We start from the raw sequence: 24,794 nt of genomic DNA, 5'->3' as shown, positions 1-24,794 counted from the left end.
GCTTTACAAACTTCTGGAGCCCATCCATGAACTCTCCCGTGATGCAGGGCCTGTCCCTCAACACCCCCGCCCATGTGAAGAACGCCCGACTGGTTGCCTGGGTCGCCGACATGGCAGCGCTGTGCAAACCGGACCACATCGTCTGGTGCGATGGCAGCGACGAGGAGTACGCGCGCCTGTGCCAGCAGCTCGTGGACGCCGGCACGATGAAGCGGCTCAACCCGGTCAAGCGCCCCAACAGCTTCCTGGCCTGCTCGGATCCGTCGGACGTGGCCCGGGTGGAAGACCGCACCTTCATCTGCTCGGAGAAGCAGGAAGACGCTGGCCCGACGAACAACTGGAAGGCGCCGGCCGAGATGCGCGCCACGCTGCAACCGCTGTTCGACGGTTGCATGCGCGGGCGCACGATGTACGTGATTCCGTTCAGCATGGGCCCGCTGGGCAGCCCGATCGCCCACATCGGTGTGGAGCTTTCCGACAGCGCCTACGTGGCGGTGAACATGAAGCTCATGACCCGCATGGGCAAGGCGGTTTTCGACGTGCTGGGCACCGACGGCGAATTCGTGCCTTGCGTCCACACCGTGGGCGCGCCGCTGGCCAAGGGTGAGGAGGACCAGAACGGCTGGCCCTGCAATCCCACCACCAAGTACATCGTCCACTACCCGGAAACGCGCGAGATCTGGAGCTACGGCTCGGGCTACGGCGGCAACGCACTGCTGGGCAAGAAGTGCTTTGCGCTGCGCATCGCGTCCACCATGGGCAAGCAGCAGGGCTGGCTGGCCGAACACATGCTGATCCTGGGCGTGACGAACCCCGAGGGCCGCAAGTACCACGTGGCCGCCGCCTTCCCGAGCGCCTGCGGCAAGACCAATTTCGCCATGCTGATTCCGCCCAAGGGCTTCGAAGGCTGGAAGGTCACCACCATCGGCGACGACATCGCCTGGATCAAGCCGCAGGCTGACGGCCGCCTCTACGCCATCAATCCGGAAGCGGGCTACTTCGGCGTGGCGCCCGGCACCAACTCGCTGACCAATCCCAATTGCATGGCCAGCCTGGACCGCGACGTGATCTTCACCAACGTGGCGCTGACCGACGACGGCGACGTGTGGTGGGAAGGCATGAGCGAAGCACCGGCGCACGCCATCGACTGGCAGGGCAAGGACTGGACGCCGCAGATCGCCAAGGACACTGGTGCCAAGGCCGCGCACCCCAATGCACGCTTCACGGTGGCCGCCACCAACAACCCCGCGCTGGACCCGGCCTGGGACGATCCGGCCGGCGTGCCCATCGACGCATTCATCTTCGGTGGTCGCCGCTCCACCACCGTGCCGCTGGTGACCGAAGCCCGCAACTGGACCGAAGGCGTCTACATGGCAGCCACCATGGGCTCGGAAACCACCGCCGCCGCATTCGGTGCGCAAGGCGTGGTGCGCCGCGACCCCTTCGCCATGCTGCCATTCACCGGCTACAACATGAGCGACTACTTCCAGCACTGGCTGGACCTGGGCCAGAAGCTGGCCAGCCAGGGTGCGAAGCTGCCCGGCATCTTCTGCGTCAACTGGTTCCGCAAGGACGAGGCCGGCAAGTTCGTCTGGCCCGGCTTCGGCGAGAACATGCGCGTCCTCAAGTGGATGATCGACCGCCTGGAAGGTCGCGCACAGCAAGGCACCGAGCATGCCTTTGGCGTGAGCCCGCGATACGAGGACATCCAGTGGAACGGCCTGGACTTCTCTGCCGAGCAGTACCGCACCGTGACCCACATCGACCGCGCGGCCTGGGCCAAGGAGCTGGAGCTGCACGGCGAACTGTTCACCCAACTGGCGCACCATTTGCCGCAAGAGCTTCAGGACACCAAGGCAGACATCGAGAAACGCCTGGCCGCCTGAGCCGGGCCCCCATGAAAAAAGCCACCGCATGCGGTGGCTTTTTTTTGGGGAAACCCCAATCAGATGAAGCGGTGCAGCACGGCCTGCCGGCTGCGGAACGCTACCCAGCGGTCCCAGGCCGAGTCTTCCTCGGCGTCGACCTTCGCTGTCACTACCATGCCCAGGGGAGCCAGGGCTTCGCTGAAGTCGGTGCGGCCGGTGCCCACGATTTCGTCGGCTTCGACATCGGCACGCGAACGCGCCAGGGTGAGTTCGCTCATGAGGCGCGGGTCGTGGCGAGCCATTTCCCACATGCGCATTTCGGCGCGGGCTTCGGCCATCGACTGCGACCAGCTGTCCAGGTACACACCAGCGCGACGGGCCACCGAACGGGCAGCGCCTGCAAACAGCGCCAGACCGGCGAAGACCACCACCCACAGCAGAACCCAGGCGAGGAACAGGTGCTCGTCGGCCCAGGTGCTGATCAGCTGATCGGCCAGCACGACCATGCCCGCGACCACCGCCGCCAGGAACAGCCCGGAGAGGCCGCGCGTCCCCGCGAAGCGGCTACCGGCTTCGTTGCGCGCCGAACCGGCTGCGGCGCTCAGCCCCAGAGGGGAGGAATGGGTGGATGCGAAACTGCTCATGGCGGACTCCTGAAAAGGATGAAATGTCTTTTGGACAACGCGATACTAGGGTAAACCCCAAGTGCGCGCCAATTTATTCTTGTGATGACTTACATTCACAAGGGTGATAAATAACCTCAATTTCCGCACGCTCGACCTGAACCTTCTGCGCGTGTTCGACGAGGTGATGGCCGAGCGCAACCTCACGCGAGCCGCACACAACCTCGCCATGACGCAGCCTGCCGTGAGCAACGCCTTGCGCCGCCTGCGTGAGGTCGTGGGCGACGAACTCGTTCACCGCGCCGGCTATGGCGTGGAGCCCACCCCGACCGCGCTGGCGTTGTGGCCCACGGTGCGCGACGCGCTTCGGCTGCTGCGCGAATCGCTGGCGCCCGGCACCTTCGATCCGGCCAGCGCGCGCAACGCCTTCGTGCTGGCCATGGCCGACGCCACGGCCGCCAAGCTGGTGCCTGGCCTGATGGACATCTTTGAAAGCGAAGCACCGGGCGCCAACCTGCGTGTTCTGCCGCTCACCACCCGCGATCCGCGAGAGATGCTCGAGTCGGGCCTGGCGGACCTGGCCATCGGCCACTTCCCTGGCGTTCTGGCCGAACTCGGTGCCTTGCACCTGCAGGAGCGCAACCCGCATTTCCTGCACCAGCGGCTCTACGACGGCGAATACGTGGTGGTGATGCGCCGCGGCCATCCCCTGGCGGGCAAGGGAATGAGCCTGGACACCTATTGCGAGGCGCGCCACCTGCTGGTGAGTTTCTCTGGTCGCCCGTTCGGCTTCGTGGACGAAGCGCTGGCGGCGCTCTCGCGCCAGCGCCGCGTGGTGCTCACGGTGAACCAGTTCTTCACCGCCGGGCGCGTGGTCGCCACCACCGACCTGCTGACCGTGCTCCCGAGGCACTTCGTGGGCGCCACCGGCATCGAGCACGAGCTCGCGCTGTGCGACCTGCCGCTGGCCGTGCCGGCCGTGCACGTGGATTCGCTTTGGCACCGCCATGCCACGCACAACAGCGCCCATCGGTGGCTGCGCCAGGCGGTGGAGCGCGCGTCGGCCGTCGGGTTCCGGGCCAGCCGACCGGCGCAGGCCACGCCACCGCGGCGTCCTCGCGCGCGTCCCGCTCCGAAACCGTGAGCAACAATCTCCGCATGAACATCCAGTTGCTCAGCGACCTGCACCTCGAAGCCAACCCCGAATTCCAGCCCGAGCCCACACCCGGTGCCGACCTGCTGGTGCTGGCGGGCGACGTCGGTTCCTACCAGACGCGCCGCGACGGCAGCACCATGGGAGAGCCGGACTGGGGACTGCGGCGTTTCGCCGGCTGGCCCGTGCCGGTGCTGTTCGTGCCCGGCAACCACGAGTACGACGCCCTCGACGTGGATGAAGCCCATGCCGGCTTGCGCGAAGCGTGCGAACGCCTGGGGCTGATCTGGCTGGAGCGCGAGACCCGTGTGATGGCGGGCGTGCGCTTCGTGGGCAGCACGCTGTGGAGCGACTACGACGCGCTCGGCGACCGCCAGAAGGCCTTTCGCGCGGCCAACCACTACCTCGTGAAGATGGCGAGCCAGCGCAAAGGGCGCCTCTTCGATGCCGAGGCCATGCGCGAACTCGCGCTGGAGAGCCAGAGGTGGCTCAACGAGGCACTGGCTGAGGACTTTGACGGCACGACGGTGGTGGTCACGCACTTCGCGCCGACGCTGCACAGCATGGATCCGCGCTACGGCAAGAGCCCGGGTACGGCGGGTTTCTGCAACGCGCTCGACGCCTGGCTGCCGCGCGCGGACCTCTGGCTGCACGGCCACCTGCACTGCCCGACCGATGTCCAGGTCGGTCGCTGCCGCATCGTGGCCAACCCGCTGGGCTACAGCGACAAGAACGAGCAGGCCGGCTTCATGCCGCGCCAGTTGATTGCCGTGCCCGGTGCGTCGCGTTCCCTTGAGCCAGCGCAAAGTCCGCGGCAACGCAGGTCTTACACTGCACCTTGAACAACCTTGAACAGGAGACCTCCATGAAGATTCTGCTGGCTGTCGATGGCAGCGCCTACACCAAGAAGATGCTGGGCTATCTCACCACGCACGACGAACTCTTCGGCGCGTCCAACAGCTTCACGCTGCTCACCGTGCAGCCGCCCCTGCCCCCGCGCGCGCGCGCAGCGGTCGGTGCCGATGCCGCCAACGAGTACTACGCCGAAGAAGCCGGCAAGGTCACAGCGCCCGTGGTGAAGTTCCTCAAGCGCCATGGCATCGAGGCCAAGGTCGTCTTCAAGGTCGGATCGCCCGGCGAGCAGATCGCCAAGGTCGCCGACGCCGGCAAATTCGACATGCTGATGATGGGCTCGCACGGCCACGGCTCGCTGGGCAACCTGGTGATGGGCTCGGTGGCCACGCAGGTGCTTGCGCACTGCGGCGTGCCGGTGCTGCTGGTGCGTTGAAGGGGTCTGGTCAGCGGGCGCCCAGGCCGTCGAAACAGGTGCTGAGCACCATGTCGATGATCTGTTCGCTGCTGTACTGGCCGTGGCTCTTGAGAAAACCCAGCACCGGGTCGCACGCTCGCGCGTACAGCGTGTAGAGCACCGCAATGGGGGGGAGCGCGCGGTTCAGGCTGCCGTCCGCCTGCGCGGCGGTGATCCAGGCGCCCAGTCGATCGCTCACGTCCATGAGACCGTCCACGTAGGCCTTGTTGGTGGTGAGGGACGCCCGCAGGCTGGAGTTCTCGCTCGGCAGCGACGGCATTTCGCCGGCGAGTTGCACTTCCAGCGTCCAGCGCGCTACCGCGCGCAACTGGTCAATGGGACGCGCATCGGCGTTGCCGCCCTGAAGGCTGTCCAGAAACGCGCGCGCACGGTTCATCACACGCACCATGGCCGCTGCGGCGAGGTCTTCCTTGCTGGGGAAATGCTTGTAGAGGCTCGCCTTGGCGATGCCGACTTCGGCTGCCACTTCGTCCACCGTCATGGCTTCGAAGCCCTTCTCGGCGAGCAGGCGGTTGACGGCGGAGACGATGGCGTCTTCGCGGGCGAGATGCATCTGGGCGCGAAAGCTGCGCTTGGGTGGCGCCTCCGGCGAAGACTTGAGGACAGCGCTGGTCATGGACATCCTTGTGATGGCAGGGAATTCTGCCTCAGATTGACGAAGGCGTCGAGATTCCTACCGATCGGTCACTTTGTGGACTTGCTGCCCAAAGTCAAGTCGCCTCGACCGCGCCCGTGCGAAGGCTTTGCGCAGCAGCCTCCCGCAACGCCGCACTCAGGCCGTCGAGCACGTCCGAACTCAGGTTCCAGCAATGCCAGAACAGGGCGACCTCGAGCTGGTGACGAGGCGCCAGGTTGACCAGTTCCCCGCGGGCGAGCTGTTCGCGCACCCGCAGCTCGGGCAACACGCTCACACCCCAGCCGCCCAGGACCGCGCGAACCTGACCCTCGCTGGAAGGCACGAAAAGCTGCTTGAGCATGACCCGGGGCAAGCCGAACGCCTTGGTGACGAAGCTGTGCTGCAGGTTGTCCTTGCGGTTGAAGGCCACGAACGGCAGCTGGTGGAAGTTGTGCGCGTTCAGGCCCTTGGGGCAATGCTGGGCGGCGTAGTCGGCTTGCGCCACCGCCACGTAGTTCATGGTGCCCAGCGCTTCCATGCGACAACCGCGCAGGGCCTGGCCCAGCGACGTCACGCAGCCGAGCACCTGGCCTTCGCGCAGCCACTCGTGGGTGAATTCCTGGTCGTCCGTGATGATCTCGATCGGCAGGCCGTTGCGGGCCAGTCCGTTCAGGGCGGGCAATGCCCAGGTGGCGATGCTGTCGGCGTTGATGGCCACCGAGATGCGCTCTTCTTCCCGTCCGCCACCGGTTGAACTGGGCGCGAGCTCTTTCAGATCCTTTTCCAGATCGGCGCGCAACAGCCGCATCATCTTGGCGTGCTTGAGCATGAGCTGGCCGGCGGCCGTGGGCTTGAGCGGCCGGCTGCGCACGATCAGCACGGTGCCGATCTGGGCTTCGAGCGCGCGCAACCGCTGCGATACGGCCGACTGGGTGATCGACAAGCGCTGCGCAGCGCGTTCGAAGCCCCCCTCTTCGATGATGGCGGCCAGGCATTCCAGGGCGTCGGGATCAAAGGTGCTCATGGCAACATATAAGCCGTTCTGATATCAGTAATTTTAGTTTAATTCCGCTTCACTTACAGCCGGGTTTTTCCCATACTGCGCACCCAATTCCATTCATTTTCTGGAGCAGGCCATGCAAGTCACGGTATTGGGCGCGGGCATCATCGGGGTCAGCACCGCCTGGCACCTGCTGCAGCGCGGTCACGAGGTCACGCTGGTGGACCGACAGCCAGACGCCGCCCTGGAAACCAGCTTTGCCAACGCGGCGCAGATCTCGGTGAGCTACTGCGAACCCTGGGCAAACCGCGAGGCGCCGCTCAAGACGCTGAAGTGGATGTTCTCCGACGAGTCGCCGCTGCTGTTCCGTCCGCAACTCGACTGGGCGCAATGGCGGTGGGGCCTGCAATTCCTGGCCGAATGCAACGACGCCGCCTTCGTGCGCAACGTGGCCCAACTGGTGGCGCTCGGTGCTTACAGCCACGCCGCCCTGAAGGACGTGGTGAACGAGACCGGCATCGAGTACGACCGGCTCGAGCGCGGCATCGCCCACTACTACACCGACCAGAAATCCTTTGATGGCGCGGCCAGCGCCGCGGCGGTGATGCAGCGCTTCGGCGTGCAACGCAGCGTGGTCTCACGCGACGAGCTGCTGGTGATCGAGCCGGCGCTCAAGTCGTTCGCAGACCGCATCGTCGGTGGCACCTACACCCAGTCGGACGAATCGGGCGATGCCCGGGTGTTCACCCAGAAGCTGGCCGCGCTGTGCGCGGCGCGCGGCGCGCGGCTCATGTTCGGTCACGACATCGAGAAGATGGAGAGCGACGGCAGCGAAGTGCGCCGGGTGCGCGTGCGCGACCGCGCCACCGGCATGGCCACCGTGCTCAAGGCCGACGCCTTCGTCGTGGCTTGCGGCTCCTACACCACGCCACTGCTCAAGTCGGTGGGTGTGAACGTGCCCATCTACCCGGGCAAGGGCTACAGCGCCACGCTGCCGCTGATGCGCCCGCGGCACGCGCCGAGCGTGAGCATGATCGACGACCAGATGAAATGCGCCATCTCGCGTCTGGGCGATCACCTCCGCGTGGCGGGCACCATCGAACTCGGCGGATTCGACCTGTCGCTGGACACCCCGCTGGCGCGCAAGCGCTGCGAAATGCTGGTGCGCCGCATCGAGCAGGTGTTTCCCGGCGTGGCCGACACGCGCACGCCCGAAGAAGGCGGCGATCCGCAATTCTGGTGCGGCCTGCGCCCGGCCACGCCGACCAACATCCCGCTCATTGGCCGCACCCGGCTGCGCCGCCTGTGGGTGAACGCCGGCCACGGCACGCTGGGCTGGACGCACGGCGCCGGTTCGGGCAAGGCCATGGCGGAGCTGATCAGCGGTGAGCAGCCGGCCATGAACTTCGGCTTCTACGGTCTGGACCCGCGAAACGGTTCGGCGACGGGTCCGCTGACGGCGCGCCTGCAGACCGACCGGGGCTGAGGCCTCAGCCTGGCCGGTCCTGGCGGAAGGGCGGGCTGGGCGCCACGGTGGGCGCAATGCGCTCGCCCATCCAGCGCAGCAGGTCCATCCACATCTGGCGCATTTCCGCGTCCAGTGGCGTGCGAAACGCGTTGGGCAATTCCACCGTGACCACCGGCATGCCCTGGTGCACGCCGCCGTAGTTGCCCAGGCTGCCCGGGAAGATGCCGACCTGGTCCAGAAACAGCCGGCCGAGTTGGGGTGGTGGCACCCCCGGCCCGTCGAAGTCGAGCACGCCGTAAGGCGCGTGGATGCTGACGATGAGGTGGGGCTGGAAGCGCGCCATTTCTTCGTGCAGGAATCGCGATTCGGGCTCGGACAGCGGACTCGGGCCCGGCCAGCGGCGCGGGTCCTTGCGGGTGCGCTGTTCCCAGTACACCTTGGCGTCGCGTTTCCAGTTGGGCGTGGGGAAGTTGCGGTTGAGGTCGACGCCGCGGGCGTTGGTCCGGCGCGCGGGACGGGCCAGCAGGCCATCGGGATTGAGCGCGGGCAGGAAACGCCAGTGGGCGTTGGCCGGCGCCTGCACGGCATGCTGGATCCAGTGCAGCGCGACCGAAGCCGACGACAACTCGTCCCCGTGCATGGCGCCCACCACCAGCACGCGCAGGCGCGCGTCGGGGCCGATGACGTCGCGCGCGTACAGCGGGCGCCCTTGTACGGAGCGGCCTTCGGTGGGCTCGAGCGCGGCGGCTTCGCACAGGCGCGGCTGAAGATTCGGCAGTCGCGCCAGGAAGGCATCGCAGGGCGAGGTTGCACGCGCCAGTGTGGGCAGGCCCAGGTCGCGCGCGGTGGCGTGCGCGCCCACCGAGCCCAGGCAGAGCAACAAGGCAAGTGCGCCCTGGCGGACCCGTTCACTCATCGCGTTCGCCCGCTTCGTACAGGGTTTCGCGTCCCATGCGGTCCAGGATGAGTTCGGCCGTCCAGGGCAGCATCAGCGCGCCGCAGCGGCTGTCGCGGTACATGCGTTCCAGCGGCAGGTGTTTCATCATGCTCTGGCCCCCGCAGGTGCGGATGGCCAAGCGCGCGATGTCGTTGGCACCTTCCATCACGCTGTAGTGCGCGGCGTACAGGCGCAGCTTCTCGTCTTTCGACGGGTTGGGGCGCGCTTCCTGGATGGCGCGGGCAAAGATGCTTTTCATGTTCTCGAGCTGGATGCGCATCTGCGCCACAGCGATCTGCTTGGTCGGGTACTGCCGGCGCTTGACCGGCGGCTCGCCGGGCACTTCGCCACGCAGGTATTTCACCGTGAAATCATAGGCGGCGTTGGCCAGGCCCAGGTAGGTGGGCGAGAGCGTGAAGAACATGGCCGGCCAGGTCTGTGCGCCCTTGAAGTAGATGCCGCGTGGCATGAGCTGCTCGGCGTCGCTGACGAACACGTCCTTGAACGCGAGGTTGCGGCTGACCGTGCCACGCATGCCCAGCGGGTCCCATTCGCCGCTGATGGAAAAACCTTCGCTGGTGGCGGGCACGCTGATGTAGAGCGTGTCGCGCGCGTCGGGATGGTCATCGCCTTTGTCCTCGGTGCAGAGGATGCCGTAGTAGTCCGCTGCGCCCGAGAGGCTGGCGAAGATCTTGCGACCGTTGACGAGCCAGCCACCATCGACCTTCCTGGCCGTGGTGCCAAAGGGAGCGCGACCGGCGGCCGCGGCACTGCCTTCGCTGAAGGGCTGCGCGTACAGGGCGCCGTCGTCCACGATGCGTTGAAAGTGCACCTCGCGGCGCGCCAGGTGCTCGGCGCGCTGCGCATCGGTCATGGGAATGCCGTCGGCCAGCACGCCGGTCCACATGGTGCTGCAGATGTGCATGTTCCAGGTGAGTGCGGTGGCGCCGCAGAAGCGGCCGATCTCGGCCGCGACCATCATGTAGGTGGCGTAGTCGGCGCCCAGGCCTCCGTGCGAGGTCGGCACGCAGAGCTTGAGGAAGCCGGCTTCGCGCAGGTCCTTGTAGTTCTCGAACGGAAAGCTGGCCTCGCGATCCCATTGCGCGGCGCGCGCGGCAAAGTGGTCGCGCCCGAGCGCGTGGGCGCGGGCGAGCAGCTCGCGCTGCAGGGGCGTGAAGGGCATGTCACCCACGGCGGGCGTGAAGTCCAGTCCGGTCGCGGTGGTGGGCAGGGGCATGTTCATGATCAGGTGGTCTCCAGCTCAGTGGGTGTCTCGCGTCATGGCGGGCAAGGGCTCGCGCAGGAAATCGGTCAACAAGGCGTCGAATTCGTCCGGCGCTTCCAGGTTCATCAGGTGTCCGATGCCGGCGAGCTCGGCGTAGCGCGACTGCGCAATGCCTTGCGCCATCTGCTTCATGACCGGCGGCGAGGCCACGCGGTCGAACTCGCCTGCGATGAGCAGGGTCGGCACGCGGATGCTGCCCAGCGCCTGCTGGCGGTCGAACGTGACCAGGCAATCGAGCGCGCGGCGGTAGGTGGCCGCGGGCACGCTGGCCATGCAGTGTTCGGCCAGTCGCAGGCCTTCGGGCAACGCGCCCGGGCCCACCATTTGCGGCACGAGCTTGCTGGCCACGTCGGCCATGGACTGGCCGGCGTCCAGCGGTGCCGTGCGCTGGGCCACGAACTGCTGCGCCCAGGCCTCGGCGCTGCGGCCATCGGTTCGCTTGCCGAACGCAGCCGACGTGCCGCAGAGCACCAGCCGGTTCACGCGATCGGGCCGGCGCGCCACCACCTCCTGGGCCACCATGCCGCCCATGCTGTGACCGAGCAGGGTCACGTGCTCGCACTGCAGGGCGTCGATGAGGTCCACGCAGCTTTGCGCGAGTCCCTTGAAGGTGTAGGGCTCGATCGGTGCGCTGTGGCCGTAACCCGGCATGTCCCAGGCCACGGCGCGAAAACCCGCGTTGGCCAGCGTTTCCACCTGGGGCGAGAAGGCCAGGTGGCCGCCGCCGATGCCGTGCAGCATGAGCACGGTGGGGCCGCTGCCGAGCATGGTGAAGGCGGGTGTCATGACGCCCCCACGCTTGTTGCTGCGCGTACGGCGCTGCCCCCCAAGGGGGCTGGCCTTGCTTGGGGCGGCCCTGCGCGGCGGCCGTTCATGCGACCACCTTTCCCGCATCGATCACGGTCTGGCCATCGAGCGTGACGCTGCAATGGCGCAGGGGGAAGTCGAAGTGGCCGCGCGTGTGGCGTCCCGCGACTTCGTTCGCGCCCGTGCTGTAGAGGAAGTTGCCAGCGAAGGCGCGCAGCTCGGTGCCGTTGAAGTCGCGCTTGTCATAAAGCGCCATGCTGTCCCAGCGCGCGGCGTCGTTGAGGCCGTAGCCGACGTGGCTGACTGCATAGGCCTCCTTCTCGTCCCACGCTGCGTAGTGACTGCGCAGCAGCTCGGCATCGACACCGGCTCCGTCGATCCGGGTGACGTGGTCGTCCTCGATGGTGAGCGCGATGGCGCGTTCGATGTAGCGCTTGAAGGTGAGGTTCACGTCGCCTTCGGCCAGCACCAGGGTTCCATTGACACAGCCAGCCGCAGGAAAGGCGAGCACGAGTCCGCCCGGCCAGTGCGTGAGCGTGCCGGCCCGCGTGGTGGTGCCCCAGTTGCCGCCGGCCACGGCGCCTTTGAGCGAGATGGAAAGGTCGGTACCCGCAGCGGACGTGACGCGCATGGCAGAGGCGCCTCTGACGCGCTTCACGTGGTCCTTCACGCGCGCCTCGGTGGCGTCGTCGGGGAGCAGACGGGCGAGCGCCTCGGGGTGTTCGTTGCTCACGTAGACGATGCGCGGCTGCGTGGCACCGTTGCCCTTGAGGATCGCCGGCAGCTCGGGCGCGTGCATCAGGCCCTCGACCGTGCAGTCCACCACCAGCGTGCAGCCGGAGAGTGCCGCGATGACCGGCGCGAGCTGCTGGATGGCCGCGCTTGCACCGGTGGAACGCGAGACAGGCTCGCCTGCGCTGAACACGGATTGCAGCACGACCGTGAAGTTGTGCGCGCCCAGCCGGCTTGCGGCGAGCCTGGCGAGCTCCAGCGACACCGGGCGGCTCTGGGTTTCACCGAGAATGGCCACGGTGTCTCCTGGCTGGATCGCGCATCGGCGCAGCACGGTTTCGAAGGCGTCGATCCAGGCGGGTTCAATCCGCTCCTGCAGCATGAGGGCTCCTTTTTAATGGCGGTCTTGCCATTATTGATGAATTTTCATATAAATTCCAACCATGTCTCCCGCCCGCTCCGCCGGCCTGCAGGCCAGGCCTCCTGATTTCTCGGTGCACGAATTCCGTGCCTCGCTGGGCATGTTCGCCACGGGCGTGACGATCGTGACCGCGCGCACCGACGCGGGTGAACTGGTGGGGCTCACGGCCAACTCCTTCAACTCGGTCTCCCTGAACCCGCCGCTGGTGCTCTGGAGCCTGGGCCAGGCCGCAGGATCTCTGGGCGTGTTCTCCAATGGTCGGCACTACGCCATCAATGTGCTCGCGGCCGACCAGCAGGCGCTGGCCGAACGCTTTGCCACCCGCGGCGCCGACCGCTGGACCGGGGTGGGCTTCAGCACCGGCCACAGCGGTGCCCCCCTGCTCGACGGCGCGGCCGCGAGCTTCGAGTGCTTCAACCGCAGCCAGTACGCCGAAGGCGACCACGTGATCTTCGTGGGCGAAGTGGAGCGCTGCAACCACCGCGCGAATGCCTCGCCGCTGTTGTTCCACGGCGGGCGCTTCTACGCCGAGCATCCCTTGTGAAAGCGCGCCAGGGCTCTGGGCCCACAGCGCCGGGCCGCCCCAAGCAGGGCCAGCCCCCTCGGGAGGCAGCGACCCGCGAAGCGGTGGAGCGTGGGGGCATCAGGCCCACAGCGCCGGGCCGCCCCAAGCAGGGCCAGCCCCCTCGGGGGGCAGCGACCCGCGCAGCGGCGGAGCGTGGGGGCACCAGCTTCGTCGACGAGTACCTCGGGTACTTGCTGGGGCAGGCCAACCACGCGCTTTTCAAGGACTTCGACGACATCGTGCGCGAAGCCGGCCTGGGTTCGCTGGAGTGGCGCGTGCTGGCGGTGCTCGAGTCAGAGGCGTCCATCAGTGTGGGCCAGCTCACGCAGGATGTGCTGAGCCTGCAACCCACGGTGACCAAGCTGGTGCAGCGCCTGGCCGCGCAGGGTTGGGTGGCGCTGCGCGACGACCCGGCCGACCAGCGCCGCACGCTGGTGGCCATCACGCAAGCCGGGCAGAGGAAGGTGGCGCCGCTCATTGCGCAGGCGCGGGCCCATGAAGCCACCGTGCTCGCCGGCCTGAGCGATCTTGAAGTGCGGCGGCTCAAGGCGCAACTGCGCCGCCTGGCGCAACCCCGCTGAGCACCGACAATCCCTCTCCATGAACGCTGCCACCGACCAGCGAAAGGCGCATCTCGACGCCTTCGCCATCACCCTGCTCATCGTCTGCTGCGCCTTCTGGGGTTTTCAGCAGATCCTCATCAAGTTCGCGGTGAAAGAGATCCCGCCCCTGTGGCAGGCCTCCATCCGCATGTGGGGCGCGACCGCCCTGCTCTGGGCCTGGTGTGCCTTGCGAGGCGTGCCGCTGTTCCAGCGCGACGGCACCCTGCGCGGCGGTCTGCTGGCCGGCCTGCTGTTTGCCGGTGAGTTCTGTTTCATCTACCTCGGGCTCATGCACACCAGTGCGTCGCGCCTGACCGTGTTCCTCTACACCAGCCCGTTCGTGGTGGCCATCCTGCTGCCCCGCGTGGTGCCGGGCGAGCGCCTGCGCCGCATCCAGTGGGCAGGCCTGGTGATCGCGTTTTCGGCGGTGGCCATTGCCTTCAGCGAAGGCTTTCTGCACACCTCGCCGGTGGCGGGCCAGTGGCGCGGCGACCTCATGGGTCTGGCCGCCGGTGTGCTCTGGGGCCTGACCACGCTCACCATCCGCGCCACGCGCCTGACCAGCGCCAGCGCAGAAAAGACGCTCTTCTACCAACTCGGCGTCACCGCGCTGGTGGCTCCGTTGCTGTCGCTGGCGCTGGGCGAGGCGTGGGGATTCGGCTACTCCGCCCTGGCCTGGGGGTCGGTGGCCTTGCAGACGGTGGTCGGCGCCTTCGCCAGCTACCTCACCTGGATGTGGCTGCTGCGGCACTACCCGGCCACGCAGATGTCCACCTTCACCTTCCTCACGCCGGTCTTTGCGCTGGTGTTCGGCATCGTCCTGCTGGGCGAACCGCTCACGCTGCAACTGGTGGTGGCCCTCGTCGGTGTGGCGGCGGGCATTGTCCTCGTCAGCCGACGGTAGCAAAACCCCCACGCTCCGCCGCTTCGCGGGTCGCTACCCCCCAAGGGGGCCGGGCCTGCCTTGGGGGAGGCCCGGCGGCTGGCCCGGTGGGCTTTTCCCTATGCCGCAGTGCGCTGCGCCGCAAAGTGAACGTACCAGTCCAGGCAACCCGGGTTGGCCATGGCTTCGCGGTTGATGACTTTCTCCAGCGGCTGGCCGAGCAGCAGTTTCTTGATCGGCAGTTCCTGCTTCTTGCCCGAGAGCGTGCGCGGGACCTCGGCCACCTGAAAGATCTCGTTGGGCACGAAGCGGGGCGACAGTGCGGTGCGGATGCTGTCGACGATGCGCTGGCGCGTCGCCGCGTCGAGCACCTGCCCCTCGCGCAGCACCACGAAGAGCGGCATGTAGCTCTCGCGGCCCAGGTATTCCAGGTCCACCACCATCGAATCCATCACCTCGGGCAACGCTTCGACCGCGCTGTAGAGCTCGCTGGTGCCCATGCGCAGGCCGTGGCGGTTGATGGTGGCGTCCGAGCGGCCGTAGATGACGCAGGAGCCGTCGGGGTGGATGCGCAGCCAGTCGCCATGGCGCCAGACTGCGCCGGCCAAAGCGTCCAGGTCACCGCCCCCGGGCTTGCGGCCCTGGCCTGGCGGGTAGGTATCGAAGTAGCTGCCGATCAGCCGGCGGTGCTCGACGTCGCCCACGAAGTAAAGCGGCATCGACGGGATGGGCTGCGCGCACACCAGTTCGCCCACTTCGTCGATGACCGGCTGCCCCTGCTCATTCCAGGCCTCGACCGCGCAGCCGAGAAGGCGGCATTGCATGCGACCCGGGGTCTGCGGCAATTCGCGGTGACCGCCGATGAACGCGCCGGCGAAGTCGGTTCCTCCCGAAATGTTGCACCACCAGATGTCACTTTCTGGTTCGGGCCAAGCTCCACCCCGTTCGGGCTGAGCCTGTCGAAGCCCCTCGCGGATGAGCCCTTCGACAGGCTCAGGGCGAACGGGCGGGGGCACAGTTCGAACGGGCGGGGGCACAGTTCGATCGGACGGGGGCTCAGGGCGAACGGTGTTGAGTCGCTGTTCCTGCACCTTGCGGAACTGCGCAGTGCCCCAGCGCTGCGCGTCTTCCGACAAGGGCGAGCCGGTGGTGCCCAGCGCGCGCACGCTGGAGAGGTCTCCGCAGGTGGACAGGTCGACGCCAGCCTTGAGGCAGTTGGCGAAGAAAGCCGCGCCGGCGCCGAAGAAGGTCACGCCTTCCTCGGCGGCAAAGCGCCACAGGGTGGTCCAGTCCGGCCGCTCCTTGCTGCCGCCGGGGTTGCCGTCGAAGATCACGCAGGTGGTGCCGTTGAGCAGGCCGCTGGTCTGCGCGTTCCACATCACCCAGCCGGTGGAGCTGTACCAGTGGTAGCGCTCGCCCCAGCTGTTGGCCTCGTAGCTGCAGCCGATGTCGTTGTGCAGGATCTTCAACGCCAGGCCGACGATGAGCGTGCCGCCATGGCCGTGCACGATGGGCTTGGGCAGGCCGGTGGTGCCGCTGGAATAGACGATCCACAGCGGGTGGTCGAATGGCAGCCACAGCGGTTCGAAGTCACGCACGGCCGCATCGTCGCGCGCGGTGGCCTGCGCAAAGCTGGCGCAGGGCGCGGCGCTTTGCAGCGCCTGGGCGCGCTGCGCTTCGGTTTCGGCCAGGTTGGTGTGCACGATCACATGACGCACGCTGGGCAGCGCTGCCCGCAGTTCCTGCACGACGGCCAGCCGGTCGACATCGCGCCCCCCGTAGGTCACCCCATCGCAGGCGATGAGCACCACGGGTTCGATCTGACGGAAGCGGTCGAGCACCGCGTTCGTGCCCATGTCGGGTGCGCAGATGCTCCACACGCCCCCGATGCTGACCGTGGCAAGAAAGGCCACCATGGCTTCGGGAATGTTGGGCAGGTAGGCGGCCACGCGGTCACCCGGCTTCACGCCCTGGGCCTGCAGGTGCAGCGCCAGCGAAGCCACCTGGCGCTGCAGTTCCGGCCAGCTCAGTTCGGTGCGTCGCCCTTTTTCGTTGCGCGCCACCACCGCCGCAAAACCCGCCGCGTGCGCCGGCTGCGCATGTCGCATCACCTGCTGTGCGTAGTTCGCCTGCGCGCCGGGAAACCAGCGAGCGCCCGGCATCACGTTCTGCGCCAGCACCGCCGTGTGCGGTGTGGGGGACTGCAGATCGAAGTAGTCCCAGATGCTCTGCCAGAAGGCATCGAGCTCGGTGATGGACCACTGCCAAAGCGCGTCGTAGCTGTCGAAATGCAGGCCACGGTGTTCGGCGAGCCACTGCTGGTACAGGCGGATCTGGGGCACGTAGGGCGCGGTCATGGGGCGAGCTTAGTGCGGGCCTCCACCACCGGCGCCTAGGGTTTGTACGCGTGTTCAACAAAATTGATCAAGCGTTCAATACCAGCATGCCTGCCACCAGGAACGTGCCTTCCGGGGCCCGCCGCAAGAGCGAAGCGCCGCCCCGACCCGACCGCCAGCAGGCCATCCTGCTGGCGGCCGAAAAGCTGTTTGCGCAGCGCGGCTACCACGCGGTCACCATCCGCCAGATCGCGGAAGAAGCCGGCGTGCCACTGGCGCTGGTGGCGTACTACTACGGCCCGAAACAGGACCTGTTCCACGCGGTGTTCGCCCACTGGAGCCAGACCATCGACGAGCGCCTGCAGGCGCTGGAAGTGGCCTCCCGCGACCCCGCCGACCCCGACACCCTCACGCGCATCGTCGAGGCCTTCGTGGAGCCGGTGATCCGCATGCGCTCCAGCCCCGAGGGCCAGTACTACGCGCAGCTCGTGGGTCGAGAGCTGGCCTACAACAGCGAAGAGGCCGACCGGGTGCTGCGCGACTTCTTCGACCCGATGGCGCACCGCTTCATCGACGCGCTGCACCACGCGCTGCCGCAAGGCAGCCGGGCCGATGCGGCCTGGGGCTACCAGTTCGCACTCGGCGCGCTGCTGCACCACCTGGTGGACGACCGCGTGGAGCGCCTTTCGCACGATCTCAACAAAGCCAGCGACCCGGCCGCCGCCGAGCGGCTGGTGCGCTTCATCGTGGGCGGCCTGCGCGCCGCCATGCCCGTTGCCAGCGAGAAGAGTCAGCCCAACCCACCCACTAGGAGACAAGCATGAAACGTCGCAACGCCCTGGCCGCCCTGGCCAGCATTCCCGCCACCCTGGCCCTTCCCGCCCTGGCGCAGGGCACCACCAAGGTGGTGTTCGGCTACACCGCCGTGACCGATTTCGCCTCGGTGTTCGTCGCCGCCGAGAACGGCTACTTCAAGAAGCGTGCGCTCGACGTGGAGCTCAAGTTCATTCCCATCAACTCCACCATTCCCGCCGCGGTGCAGGCCGATTCGCTGCAGATCGGCGGGCCCACGCCCAGCGTGTACCTTCAGTCGGTGGACGGCGGCCTGGACCACGTGGTGGTCGCCGGCGGCGGCGTCACGTCCAAGACCATCACCGGTTTCGGGCTGGTGGCCAAGGCCGGCAGCGGCATCCGCAACGCGAAGGACTGCGTGGGCAAGAAGATCGGTGTGCCGGGCCTGGGTGCGTTCCTGCACGTCACGTTCCGCGGCTGGCTCAAGACCCAGGGCGTGGACTTCAAGACCGTGAACTTCGTCGAAGCCTCGTTCCCGCAGCACGGCGATCTGTTGCGCGGCGGCTCGGTAGACGCGGTGGTGAGCGCCGATCCGTTCATGAGCCGCATCACCGACAGCGGCATCGGCTACGTCGCTTCCTACTACTCCACCTTCCTGCCCGAGAACCAGCCCACCATCATCCACACCGCGCGGCGCGACTGGGTGGCGAAGAACCCCGCTGCCGCCCGCTCGTTCCGCGAAGCCGTGCAGGAAGCCGCCGCCTTCATGGCGCAGCCGAAGAACAACGACGCGGTGCGCGCAGCCATCGGCAAGTACATCAAGCTGCCGCCCGAGGTGATCGCGAAGGTGCAGATCTCGCCGCCCGGTCCCGTGGTGACCGAAAAGCAGCTCACCTACTGGGTCAACCTCATGAAGGACCAGGACATGCTCAAGACCACGCCCGACGTGGCGCGGCTGATCGCCAAGTGAGGCACGCCACGCCCCACGCCAGCGCACCCCTGACCATGACCGACACCGTCCTGCATTTCGACCGCGTGGCCATCGAGCTCGGAGGCCGGCAGATCCTCTCGCCGGTCGAACTCTCGGTGCGGCGCGGCGAGTTCGTCTGCGTGATCGGCCCTTCGGGTTGCGGCAAGACCACGCTGCTGCGCGCGGCCGCCGGCTTCGTCACACCCAGCTATGGCAGCGTCCAGCGCAAGGGCGCGGCCATCAGCGGCCCGAGCCGCGAGGTGGCCTTCGTGTTCCAAGACTATGGACGCGCCCTGCTGCCCTGGCGCACGGTGCAGGCCAATGTGAGCCTCGCGTTGGAAGCGGCGAACGTGCCGGCGGTCGAACGGCCCGCGCGCATCGCGCATGTGCTCAAGACAGTGGGGCTGGCCGCCCACGCGGAGAAGTTTCCGGCGCAACTCTCGGGCGGCATGCAACAGCGCGTGCAGATCGCGCGCTGCCTGGCACAACAGCCCGATGTGATGTTGATGGACGAGCCTTTCGGTGCGCTGGATGCGATGACCCGCGAGACGCTGCAGGACGAACTGGCGCGCCTGGTGCGCGAAGAGGGCCTGACGGTCATGTTCGTCACGCACGACCTGGAGGAAGCGCTGTACCTGGGCGACCGTGTGATCGCGCTGCGCAGCAACCCCACGCCCGAGCTGCCGAGCGTGGCCGCGCTGATCGACGTGCCGTTGCCGCAGCCGCGCGACCAGCTCGGCACCAAGGAACACCCGGAATTCCTCCGGTTGAGACGAGAGCTGTACCACTACCTCGGCCATTGAGATGAAGTTGAAATCCCTCGCATTTCCCGCCGTGCTGGTCGCCGCGCTGGAACTCTGGGCCCGCACCACCGGCCAGGGCAGCGACGCCATCGCCCCGCCGAGTTCGGCGGTGCGCGCCTTCTGGGGCGCGGCCACGGACGGCTCGCTGTTCGAGGCCACGGCGTTCACGCTCGGCACGGCGGCACTCGGGCTCCTGATCGGCGCGCTCGGCGGCCTGCTGTTGGGCACCCTGCTCGGCCTTTCGCGCCGTGCCGCGCAACTCGGTTTCCTCAGCGTGGAGGTGGCGCGCCCGATTCCCTCCGTGGCCCTGATTCCGCTGGCCATGCTGGTGTTCGGCTTTGGCCTGCGCATGGAAGTCAGCGTGGTGGCCTTCGCCTGCCTGTGGCCCATGCTGGTGCTCACGCAGGCGGCGGTGCAGCAGGTGGAACCGCGGCTGCTGGAGGTGTCGCGCGCGCTGGAACTCAACGCCTGGCAACGCTTCGCCTGGATCATCGGACCTGCCATCGTGCCGCGCCTGTTCGTGGCGCTGCGCCTGGGTGTGGCGATTGCGCTGGTGGTCGCCGTCACGGTGGAGATCGCGGCCAATCCGCATGGCATGGGCTACGCCATGATGATTGCGCAGCAGAGCCTGGACCCGGCGCTCATGCTCGCCTGGCTGGCGTGGATCGGTGTGGTGGGCTACCTCATCAATGTCGGCGCACTCGCGCTGCAGCGCCGCGTGGCGCGCGCCATGGGGGAGCAGGCGGCATGAAGACCACGCTGCGCACGCTCGGCGCCCTCGGCGGTGCATCCGGTTCCTTGCTGGTGCTCGCGGGCTTCATCGCCTTGTGGTGGGCCGCCAGCACCAGCGGCTGGGTGAACCGCGCCTTCCTGCCCACGCCGCAAGCCACCCTGGCCAGCCTCGTGCAGGGGCTGGCCGGCGGCGATCTGGCGGCCTACACCTGGGCCACGCTCAGCCGCATGTTCGGCGGCTGGGTGCTGGCCAGCGCGCTGGGCATCGCGCTGGGCGCGCTCATCGGCAGTTCGGAGCGGGCGCGCGAATGGATGGCGCCCACGCTGGAGTTCATCCGCCCGCTGCCGGCCTCGGCCGTGATGCCGCTGGCCATCGCGCTGTTCGGGCTCTCGGGCGGCATGGTGCTGGCCGTGGTGGCGTTCGGCGCCATGTGGCCGGTGCTGCTGGCCACGCTGCACGGCCTGGCAAACGTCCACCGGCAACTGCGTGAGGTCTCGCGCTCGCTGGAGCTGAGCCACCTCGCCTTCGTGCTCAAGATCGGTCTGCCCAACGCCATGCCCGACATCCTGGCGGGCATGCGGCTGTCCATGACGGTCTCGCTCATCGTCTCGGTGGTGGGCGAGATGATCGCTTCGCAACCCGGGCTGGGCCAGGCCATCCTGCTGGCCGCGCGCTCGTTCCAGGCCAGCGAGCTGTTCGCCGGCATCGTGCTGCTCGGCGCCATGGGCTTTGCCAGCAACGTGATGCTGGCCCTGGCTGAAAGATCCCTGCTGCGCTGGCAGCGTCCCTGACCACATCCACCCACCGGAGAACACCATGCCCCGCAAACTGGTCGACCTGTCCATCTACCTGGAAAACGACGTGCTGAGCGATCCGCCGGCCTTCGCGCCCAAGATCCAGTACTTCACCCACGACAACACCTTCGAGCAGATCGAGCCCTTCTTCCCCGGTCTCAAGAAAGAAGACCTGCCCGACGGCGAAGGCTGGGCGGTGGAGCTGGTGCAGCTCTCCACGCACAACGGCACCCACCTCGATGCGCCCTACCACTTCCACTCCACGATGGACAAGGCGCTGGGCGAGAAGAAGCCGGCGATCGCCATCCACGACGTGCCGCTGGACTGGTGCTTCCAGCCCGGCGTGAAGCTGGACTTCCGCCACTTCGCCGATGGGTACGTGGTCACGGCCGCCGACGTGGAAGCCGAGCTCAAGCGCATCGACCACACCATCAAGCCGCTGGAGATCGTGGTGGTGAACACGCGCGCCGGCTCGCGCTATGGCCACAACGACTACGTGTCAGCCGGTTGTGGCATGGGCTACGAGGCCACCATGTACCTGCTGGAGCGCGGCGTGCGCCTGACCGGCACGGACGCCTGGAGCTGGGACGCGCCCTTTGTGCACACCGCACAGAAGTACGGCGAGACGAAAGACGCCTCGCTGATCTGGGAAGGCCACAAGGCCGGGCGCGACATCGGCTACTGCCACATCGAGAAGCTGCACAACCTGGAGGCGCTGCCGGCCGATGGTTTCTTCATCTCCTGCTTCCCGCACAAGATCCGTGGCGCCTCCGCCGGCTGGACGCGCGCGGTCGCCATCTTCGACGAAGCCCTGCAGGCCACCGCAGCATGAGCACCATGGAACTCAACCACACGCACGACGCCAGCGCCCGCAGCTGGCTGGAATCCGCCAACGCACCAGGCACCGATTTCCCCATTCAGAACCTGCCCTTAGGCGTGTTTCGTCGCCAGGCGCCCGGTGAAACGTTTCGCGCCGGCGTGGCCATCGGCAACCAGGTGATCGACCTGGCGGCCATCGCGCGCGATCAGGCGCTGGAGGGCGCGGCTGCGCAAGCGGTGAACGCGTGTGCGGGTGATGCCCTCAATGAATTGCTGGCCATGGGCCCGGCCGCCTGGCGTGCGCTGCGCCACGCGCTGTTCGACCTGCTCAAGGCCGGCGCCAGCGGCCCGGGCGTGAACGCGATGCGCGCGAGCCTGGTGCCACAGGCTGAAGTCGAGTACCGGGTGCCCACGCGCATTGGCGACTACACCGATTTCTACACGTCCATCCACCACGCGCGCAACGTCGGCCGCGTGATCCGGCCGGACGACCCGCTCACCCCCAACTTCCAGTGGCTGCCGATCGCGTACCACGGGCGGGCTTCCAGCGTCGTCATCAGCGGCACGCCGTTCAAGCGCCCCATGGGTCAGGCCATGGCGCCGGGCGCGAGTGCACCGACGTACGGTGCCTGCAAGCGGCTCGACTACGAGCTCGAGATGGGCTTCTACATCGGCCCGGGCAACGCCCTGGGCGCACCGATTCCCATCGCCGAAGCGGAAGACCACATCTTCGGCATGTGCCTGCTCAACGACTGGTCGGCGCGCGACCACCAGTTCTGGGAGATGAACCCGCTCGGACCCTTCCTGGGCAAGAACTTCTGCACCACCGTCTCACCGTGGATCGTGACCATGGAAGCGCTCGCACCCTTCCGCGCACCTTTCGCGCACCCGGCCGACGAGCCGCAGCCACTGGCTTACCTGTCGAGCCCTGCCAACACCGCACATGGCGCGGTGGACGTGCAGCTGGAAGTGCGGCTGGAATCGAACGAACACCGCTCGCGCGGCGTCGCGCCCGACCGGCTTTCGGCCACCAGTTTTCGCCACCAGTACTGGACCATCGCGCAGATGGTGGCGCAGCACAGCGTGGGCGGCTGCAACCTGCAGCCCGGCGATCTGCTGGGCACCGGCACCATCTCCGGCCCCACGCCGGACCAGGCCGGCGCCATCGTGGAACTGAGCGTGGGCGGCACGAAGGACGTGCCCCTGCCCGGCATCGGCGCTCAGCGTCGCTTCCTGGAAGACGGCGATGCGGTGATCCTGCGCGGCTGGTGCGAGAAGGCGGGCGCAGTGCGCATCGGGTTTGGTGAGAGCCGGGGTGAGGTGCTGCCGGCAAACGGGTGAGGCAGCAGGCTACGGTGCGCCTGACTTCGCAAGCAGCGCGACCCACATCGCCAGGACCGCCAGAAAGTTGATGGTGAACACGATGCCGCGGAGACGCACGTTGGTTGTGAACACGTGGATGCAACTGTGTGCCACCCGACCCACGACGAAGAGCCATGCCAGAGAAAGCTCCAGCTGCCCAGCCAGCGGCCGCTGAAGCAGCAACAAACACGCGACGTGGAAAAACAGAGGCCACTCAAACTGATTCGACAGGTTGGCGCTGATTCGGCGCTCCGCACCGGCCCACGGATTGCTGCCGTCTGGCGCGCGGCCGACGCCCCAGACTGACGGGGCACGAGCTGCAGTCAGAAGCGCATAGAGGGTGGCCGTGAGGCCCACGTGGGCTGCCATCGGATAGAGGAGGGGGTTGGATGTCATGGGTCAGGTCGTTCGGCTCGGCGACAAAACGCAGGATACCTACAAACACAGGCATGCGCGCCAACGCCTTTGCCGGGCAAAATGCCAGCGGCGCGAAGAGGCGCGCCCTGCACCTCAACAACAAGGAGATATCCGATGGGCCTGCTCAACTGGACGGAGAAACCCGCTTCCACGCTCGACAACGGTGGCGTGATCGCGCCTGACGAACGCCTGCCGTGGCCGCAGACCGGGGTGATGGGCGTGCAGCACGTGATCGCCATGTTCGGGGCCACGGTGCTGGCGCCGCTGCTCATGGGGTTCGATCCCAACGTCGCCATCCTCATGAGCGGCGTCGGCACGCTGATCTTCTTCGTCATCACCGGCGGCAAGGTGCCGAGCTACCTGGGTTCGAGCTTTGCCTTCATCGGCGTGGTGATCGCCGCCAGCGGCTACGCCGGCCCTGGCCTCAATGCCAACCTGGGCGTGGCACTCGGCGGCATCATCGCCTGCGGAGCCATCTACACGCTCATCGGCTTCATCGTGCACCTGACCAATGTGCGCCACACGCGCACCACGCCCATCAAGGGCATGGAGGTCGAGGAGGTGGAGAACGACGTCGCCGTGCACTGGATCGAGCGCTTCATGCCACCGGTGGTGACCGGCGCGGTGGTGGCCGTGATCGGCCTGAACCTCGCGGCCATTCCGATCAAGAACATGGCGCCCACCGGGTTCGACGCCTGGATGCAGGCGGTGACCTTCGTCAGCGTGGGCCTGGTGGCCGTGTACACGCGCGGCATGACGCAGCGCCTGCTGATCCTGGTGGGCCTGATCGTGGCCAGCCTGATCTATGCGCTGCTCACCAACGGCCTGGGCCTGGGCAAGCCGATCGACCTCTCGGCGCTCTCCACGGCGCCGCTGTTCGGCCTGCCCAGGTTCGCCGCACCGGTGTTCGAAGCGCAGGCCATGCTGCTCATCGCGCCCGTGGCGCTGATCCTGGTGGCCGAGAACCTGGGCCATATCAAGGCCGTGAGCGCCATGACCGGCCGCGACCTCAACCCCTACCTCGGCAAGGCCTTCATCGGCGACGGCGTGGCCACCATGGTCAGCGGCGCATCGGGCGGCACCGGCGTGACGACCTACGCGGAAAACATCGGCGTGATGGCCGCCACCAAGATCTATTCCACCGCCATGTTCGTGGTGGCGGCGTGCGTGGCCATCGTGCTCGGCTTCAGCCCCAAGTTCGGTGCGCTGATCCAGGCCATTCCGCTGGCCGTGATGGGTGGCGTGTCCATCGTGGTGTTCGGCCTCATTGCAGTGGCGGGCGCCCGCATCTGGGTGGAGAACCGGGTGGACTTCTCCGACAACAAGAACCTGCTGGTGGCCGCGATCACGCTGATCCTGGGCACCGGCGACTACACGCTGAAGTTCGGCAGCTTTGCGCTCGGTGGCATCGGTACCGCCACCTTTGGCGCCATCCTGCTCTATGCCTTGCTGAACCGCCGCAAAAGCTGAGGGCAGCC

25 protein-coding genes are annotated in these 24,794 nt (G+C 67.4%); 16 read left to right on the top strand and 9 right to left on the bottom strand.

Annotated features, from left to right (window positions below; translation table 11 throughout):
* The first annotated feature begins 26 nt into the window (after positions 1–26).
* Positions 27–1,886, top strand: coding sequence for a phosphoenolpyruvate carboxykinase (GTP) (locus ACTIEY_RS19145; protein WP_439520736.1), 1,860 nt, complete (start codon positions 27–29; stop codon positions 1,884–1,886).
* A 59-nt stretch (positions 1,887–1,945) separates the two neighbouring features.
* Here the strand turns inward: ACTIEY_RS19145 and ACTIEY_RS19140 are convergent, their stop codons facing one another.
* Positions 1,946–2,512 carry a hypothetical protein gene (locus ACTIEY_RS19140; protein ID WP_439520735.1) on the bottom strand — a complete coding sequence of 189 codons (567 nt, stop codon included), beginning with the start codon at positions 2,510–2,512 and terminating at the stop codon, positions 1,946–1,948.
* A gap of 106 nt (positions 2,513–2,618) precedes the next feature.
* Between ACTIEY_RS19140 and ACTIEY_RS19135 the strand changes: the two genes are divergently transcribed.
* From ACTIEY_RS19135 to ACTIEY_RS19125, 3 genes are read left to right on the top strand one after another with little or no spacing between them, the layout of a single operon-like run.
* Positions 2,619–3,635, top strand: a complete 1,017-nt coding sequence (locus tag ACTIEY_RS19135; protein ID WP_439520811.1) for a LysR family transcriptional regulator — start codon at positions 2,619–2,621, stop codon at positions 3,633–3,635.
* A gap of 14 nt (positions 3,636–3,649) precedes the next feature.
* A complete protein-coding gene (locus ACTIEY_RS19130) occupies positions 3,650–4,486 on the top strand; it encodes a metallophosphoesterase (RefSeq protein WP_439520810.1) in 837 nt (278 codons plus the stop codon).
* A 23-nt stretch (positions 4,487–4,509) separates the two neighbouring features.
* Positions 4,510–4,932: a universal stress protein gene (locus tag ACTIEY_RS19125; protein ID WP_439520734.1), complete on the top strand. Its 423-nt coding sequence runs from the start codon at positions 4,510–4,512 to the stop codon at positions 4,930–4,932.
* Positions 4,933–4,942: 10 nt separating this feature from the next.
* Here ACTIEY_RS19125 and ACTIEY_RS19120 read toward each other — a convergent pair whose 3' ends face one another.
* Positions 4,943–5,590, bottom strand: coding sequence for a TetR/AcrR family transcriptional regulator (locus tag ACTIEY_RS19120; protein WP_439520733.1), 648 nt, complete (start codon positions 5,588–5,590; stop codon positions 4,943–4,945).
* Between the two features lie 94 nt (positions 5,591–5,684).
* Complete coding sequence (locus ACTIEY_RS19115; protein WP_439520732.1) at positions 5,685–6,614, bottom strand: LysR family transcriptional regulator ArgP; 930 nt, start codon at positions 6,612–6,614, stop codon at positions 5,685–5,687.
* A gap of 112 nt (positions 6,615–6,726) precedes the next feature.
* Between ACTIEY_RS19115 and ACTIEY_RS19110 the strand changes: the two genes are divergently transcribed.
* Positions 6,727–8,076 (top strand): D-amino acid dehydrogenase, encoded by a 1,350-nt coding sequence (locus ACTIEY_RS19110; RefSeq protein ID WP_439520731.1) that lies wholly within the window; start codon positions 6,727–6,729, stop codon positions 8,074–8,076.
* 4 nt (positions 8,077–8,080) lie between these two features.
* On the opposite strand, the gene ACTIEY_RS19105 is transcribed toward ACTIEY_RS19110, so the two are convergent.
* From ACTIEY_RS19105 to ACTIEY_RS19090, 4 genes are all read right to left on the bottom strand, one after another.
* Positions 8,081–8,974, bottom strand: coding sequence for a M14 family murein peptide amidase A (locus ACTIEY_RS19105; protein ID WP_439520730.1), 894 nt, complete (start codon positions 8,972–8,974; stop codon positions 8,081–8,083).
* Positions 8,967–10,232: an acyl-CoA dehydrogenase family protein gene (locus ACTIEY_RS19100; RefSeq protein ID WP_439520809.1), complete on the bottom strand. Its 1,266-nt coding sequence runs from the start codon at positions 10,230–10,232 to the stop codon at positions 8,967–8,969. Before ACTIEY_RS19100 ends, ACTIEY_RS19105 begins: the two co-directional genes overlap by 8 nt.
* Before the next feature lie 24 nt (positions 10,233–10,256).
* Positions 10,257–11,066, bottom strand: a complete 810-nt coding sequence (locus ACTIEY_RS19095) for an alpha/beta fold hydrolase (RefSeq protein ID WP_439520729.1) — start codon at positions 11,064–11,066, stop codon at positions 10,257–10,259.
* 85 nt (positions 11,067–11,151) lie between these two features.
* Positions 11,152–12,201: a peptidase M29 gene (locus ACTIEY_RS19090; protein WP_439520728.1), complete on the bottom strand. Its 1,050-nt coding sequence runs from the start codon at positions 12,199–12,201 to the stop codon at positions 11,152–11,154.
* A gap of 61 nt (positions 12,202–12,262) precedes the next feature.
* Between ACTIEY_RS19090 and ACTIEY_RS19085 the strand changes: the two genes are divergently transcribed.
* Genes ACTIEY_RS19085 through ACTIEY_RS19075 form a run of 3 tightly spaced genes read left to right on the top strand, consistent with a single transcriptional unit; the run spans position 12,263 to position 14,311 of the window.
* Positions 12,263–12,784, top strand: coding sequence for a flavin reductase family protein (locus tag ACTIEY_RS19085; protein WP_439520727.1), 522 nt, complete (start codon positions 12,263–12,265; stop codon positions 12,782–12,784).
* On the top strand, positions 12,781–13,386 hold the full coding sequence (locus ACTIEY_RS19080; protein ID WP_439520726.1) for a MarR family winged helix-turn-helix transcriptional regulator: 606 nt from the start codon (positions 12,781–12,783) through the stop codon (positions 13,384–13,386). The genes ACTIEY_RS19085 and ACTIEY_RS19080 overlap by 4 nt, the downstream gene beginning before the upstream one ends.
* Positions 13,387–13,405: 19 nt before the next feature.
* Entirely contained in the window at positions 13,406–14,311 is a 906-nt protein-coding gene (locus ACTIEY_RS19075; RefSeq protein ID WP_439520725.1) for a DMT family transporter, read from the top strand.
* 98 nt (positions 14,312–14,409) lie between these two features.
* On the opposite strand, the gene ACTIEY_RS19070 is transcribed toward ACTIEY_RS19075, so the two are convergent.
* Positions 14,410–16,647, bottom strand: coding sequence for an acetoacetate--CoA ligase (locus ACTIEY_RS19070; protein ID WP_439520724.1), 2,238 nt, complete (start codon positions 16,645–16,647; stop codon positions 14,410–14,412).
* Between the two features lie 86 nt (positions 16,648–16,733).
* Here ACTIEY_RS19070 and ACTIEY_RS19065 point away from each other — a divergent pair, with 86 nt between their 5' ends.
* Genes ACTIEY_RS19065 through fahA form a run of 7 tightly spaced genes read left to right on the top strand, consistent with a single transcriptional unit; the run spans position 16,734 to position 22,878 of the window.
* Complete coding sequence (locus ACTIEY_RS19065) at positions 16,734–17,450, top strand: TetR/AcrR family transcriptional regulator (protein ID WP_439520723.1); 717 nt, start codon at positions 16,734–16,736, stop codon at positions 17,448–17,450.
* Positions 17,447–18,388, top strand: a complete 942-nt coding sequence (locus ACTIEY_RS19060) for an ABC transporter substrate-binding protein (RefSeq protein WP_439520722.1) — start codon at positions 17,447–17,449, stop codon at positions 18,386–18,388. Before ACTIEY_RS19065 ends, ACTIEY_RS19060 begins: the two co-directional genes overlap by 4 nt.
* A gap of 35 nt (positions 18,389–18,423) precedes the next feature.
* Positions 18,424–19,191, top strand: a complete 768-nt coding sequence (locus ACTIEY_RS19055) for an ABC transporter ATP-binding protein (RefSeq protein WP_439520721.1) — start codon at positions 18,424–18,426, stop codon at positions 19,189–19,191.
* A 1-nt stretch (position 19,192) separates the two neighbouring features.
* Positions 19,193–19,942 (top strand): ABC transporter permease, encoded by a 750-nt coding sequence (locus tag ACTIEY_RS19050; RefSeq protein ID WP_439520720.1) that lies wholly within the window; start codon positions 19,193–19,195, stop codon positions 19,940–19,942.
* Positions 19,939–20,715 carry an ABC transporter permease gene (locus ACTIEY_RS19045; protein ID WP_439520719.1) on the top strand — a complete coding sequence of 259 codons (777 nt, stop codon included), beginning with the start codon at positions 19,939–19,941 and terminating at the stop codon, positions 20,713–20,715. The genes ACTIEY_RS19050 and ACTIEY_RS19045 overlap by 4 nt, the downstream gene beginning before the upstream one ends.
* Positions 20,716–20,740: 25 nt before the next feature.
* Positions 20,741–21,550 carry a cyclase family protein gene (locus ACTIEY_RS19040; protein WP_439520718.1) on the top strand — a complete coding sequence of 270 codons (810 nt, stop codon included), beginning with the start codon at positions 20,741–20,743 and terminating at the stop codon, positions 21,548–21,550.
* Positions 21,551–21,555: 5 nt separating this feature from the next.
* Positions 21,556–22,878 (top strand): fumarylacetoacetase, encoded by a 1,323-nt coding sequence (fahA, locus tag ACTIEY_RS19035; protein WP_439520808.1) that lies wholly within the window; start codon positions 21,556–21,558, stop codon positions 22,876–22,878.
* 9 nt (positions 22,879–22,887) lie between these two features.
* Here fahA and ACTIEY_RS19030 read toward each other — a convergent pair whose 3' ends face one another.
* Positions 22,888–23,295 (bottom strand): MAPEG family protein, encoded by a 408-nt coding sequence (locus ACTIEY_RS19030; RefSeq protein ID WP_439520717.1) that lies wholly within the window; start codon positions 23,293–23,295, stop codon positions 22,888–22,890.
* 135 nt (positions 23,296–23,430) lie between these two features.
* Here ACTIEY_RS19030 and ACTIEY_RS19025 point away from each other — a divergent pair, with 135 nt between their 5' ends.
* Positions 23,431–24,786, top strand: coding sequence for a solute carrier family 23 protein (locus ACTIEY_RS19025; protein ID WP_439520716.1), 1,356 nt, complete (start codon positions 23,431–23,433; stop codon positions 24,784–24,786).
* Positions 24,787–24,794 lie beyond the last annotated feature (8 nt).

The organism is Hydrogenophaga sp., from assembly GCF_051858985.1.
In the GTDB taxonomy this organism is placed as follows: domain Bacteria; phylum Pseudomonadota; class Gammaproteobacteria; order Burkholderiales; family Burkholderiaceae_C; genus Hydrogenophaga.
The sequence above is the reverse complement of the archived record's forward strand: the minus strand, read 5'-3'. Positions and strand labels throughout refer to the sequence as shown.

Excerpts from the sequence above, each read along its gene's own strand:
- ACTIEY_RS19145 (WP_439520736.1), top strand. The coding sequence starts at position 27 with ATGAACTCTCCCGTGATGCAGGGCCTGTCCCTCAACACCCCCGCCCAT.
- ACTIEY_RS19140 (WP_439520735.1), bottom strand. The coding sequence starts at position 2,512 with ATGAGCAGTTTCGCATCCACCCATTCCTCCCCTCTGGGGCTGAGCGCC.
- ACTIEY_RS19130 (WP_439520810.1), top strand. The coding sequence starts at position 3,650 with ATGAACATCCAGTTGCTCAGCGACCTGCACCTCGAAGCCAACCCCGAA.
- ACTIEY_RS19125 (WP_439520734.1), top strand. The coding sequence starts at position 4,510 with ATGAAGATTCTGCTGGCTGTCGATGGCAGCGCCTACACCAAGAAGATG.
- ACTIEY_RS19120 (WP_439520733.1), bottom strand. The coding sequence starts at position 5,590 with ATGACCAGCGCTGTCCTCAAGTCTTCGCCGGAGGCGCCACCCAAGCGC.
- ACTIEY_RS19115 (WP_439520732.1), bottom strand. The coding sequence starts at position 6,614 with ATGAGCACCTTTGATCCCGACGCCCTGGAATGCCTGGCCGCCATCATC.
- ACTIEY_RS19110 (WP_439520731.1), top strand. The coding sequence starts at position 6,727 with ATGCAAGTCACGGTATTGGGCGCGGGCATCATCGGGGTCAGCACCGCC.
- ACTIEY_RS19105 (WP_439520730.1), bottom strand. The coding sequence starts at position 8,974 with ATGAGTGAACGGGTCCGCCAGGGCGCACTTGCCTTGTTGCTCTGCCTG.
- ACTIEY_RS19100 (WP_439520809.1), bottom strand. The coding sequence starts at position 10,232 with ATGCCCCTGCCCACCACCGCGACCGGACTGGACTTCACGCCCGCCGTG.
- ACTIEY_RS19095 (WP_439520729.1), bottom strand. The coding sequence starts at position 11,066 with ATGACACCCGCCTTCACCATGCTCGGCAGCGGCCCCACCGTGCTCATG.
- ACTIEY_RS19090 (WP_439520728.1), bottom strand. The coding sequence starts at position 12,201 with ATGCTGCAGGAGCGGATTGAACCCGCCTGGATCGACGCCTTCGAAACC.
- ACTIEY_RS19085 (WP_439520727.1), top strand. The coding sequence starts at position 12,263 with ATGTCTCCCGCCCGCTCCGCCGGCCTGCAGGCCAGGCCTCCTGATTTC.
- ACTIEY_RS19075 (WP_439520725.1), top strand. The coding sequence starts at position 13,406 with ATGAACGCTGCCACCGACCAGCGAAAGGCGCATCTCGACGCCTTCGCC.
- ACTIEY_RS19070 (WP_439520724.1), bottom strand. The coding sequence starts at position 16,647 with ATGACCGCGCCCTACGTGCCCCAGATCCGCCTGTACCAGCAGTGGCTC.
- ACTIEY_RS19065 (WP_439520723.1), top strand. The coding sequence starts at position 16,734 with ATGCCTGCCACCAGGAACGTGCCTTCCGGGGCCCGCCGCAAGAGCGAA.
- ACTIEY_RS19060 (WP_439520722.1), top strand. The coding sequence starts at position 17,447 with ATGAAACGTCGCAACGCCCTGGCCGCCCTGGCCAGCATTCCCGCCACC.
- ACTIEY_RS19055 (WP_439520721.1), top strand. The coding sequence starts at position 18,424 with ATGACCGACACCGTCCTGCATTTCGACCGCGTGGCCATCGAGCTCGGA.
- ACTIEY_RS19050 (WP_439520720.1), top strand. The coding sequence starts at position 19,193 with ATGAAGTTGAAATCCCTCGCATTTCCCGCCGTGCTGGTCGCCGCGCTG.
- ACTIEY_RS19045 (WP_439520719.1), top strand. The coding sequence starts at position 19,939 with ATGAAGACCACGCTGCGCACGCTCGGCGCCCTCGGCGGTGCATCCGGT.
- ACTIEY_RS19040 (WP_439520718.1), top strand. The coding sequence starts at position 20,741 with ATGCCCCGCAAACTGGTCGACCTGTCCATCTACCTGGAAAACGACGTG.
- fahA (WP_439520808.1), top strand. The coding sequence starts at position 21,556 with ATGGAACTCAACCACACGCACGACGCCAGCGCCCGCAGCTGGCTGGAA.
- ACTIEY_RS19030 (WP_439520717.1), bottom strand. The coding sequence starts at position 23,295 with ATGACATCCAACCCCCTCCTCTATCCGATGGCAGCCCACGTGGGCCTC.
- ACTIEY_RS19025 (WP_439520716.1), top strand. The coding sequence starts at position 23,431 with ATGGGCCTGCTCAACTGGACGGAGAAACCCGCTTCCACGCTCGACAAC.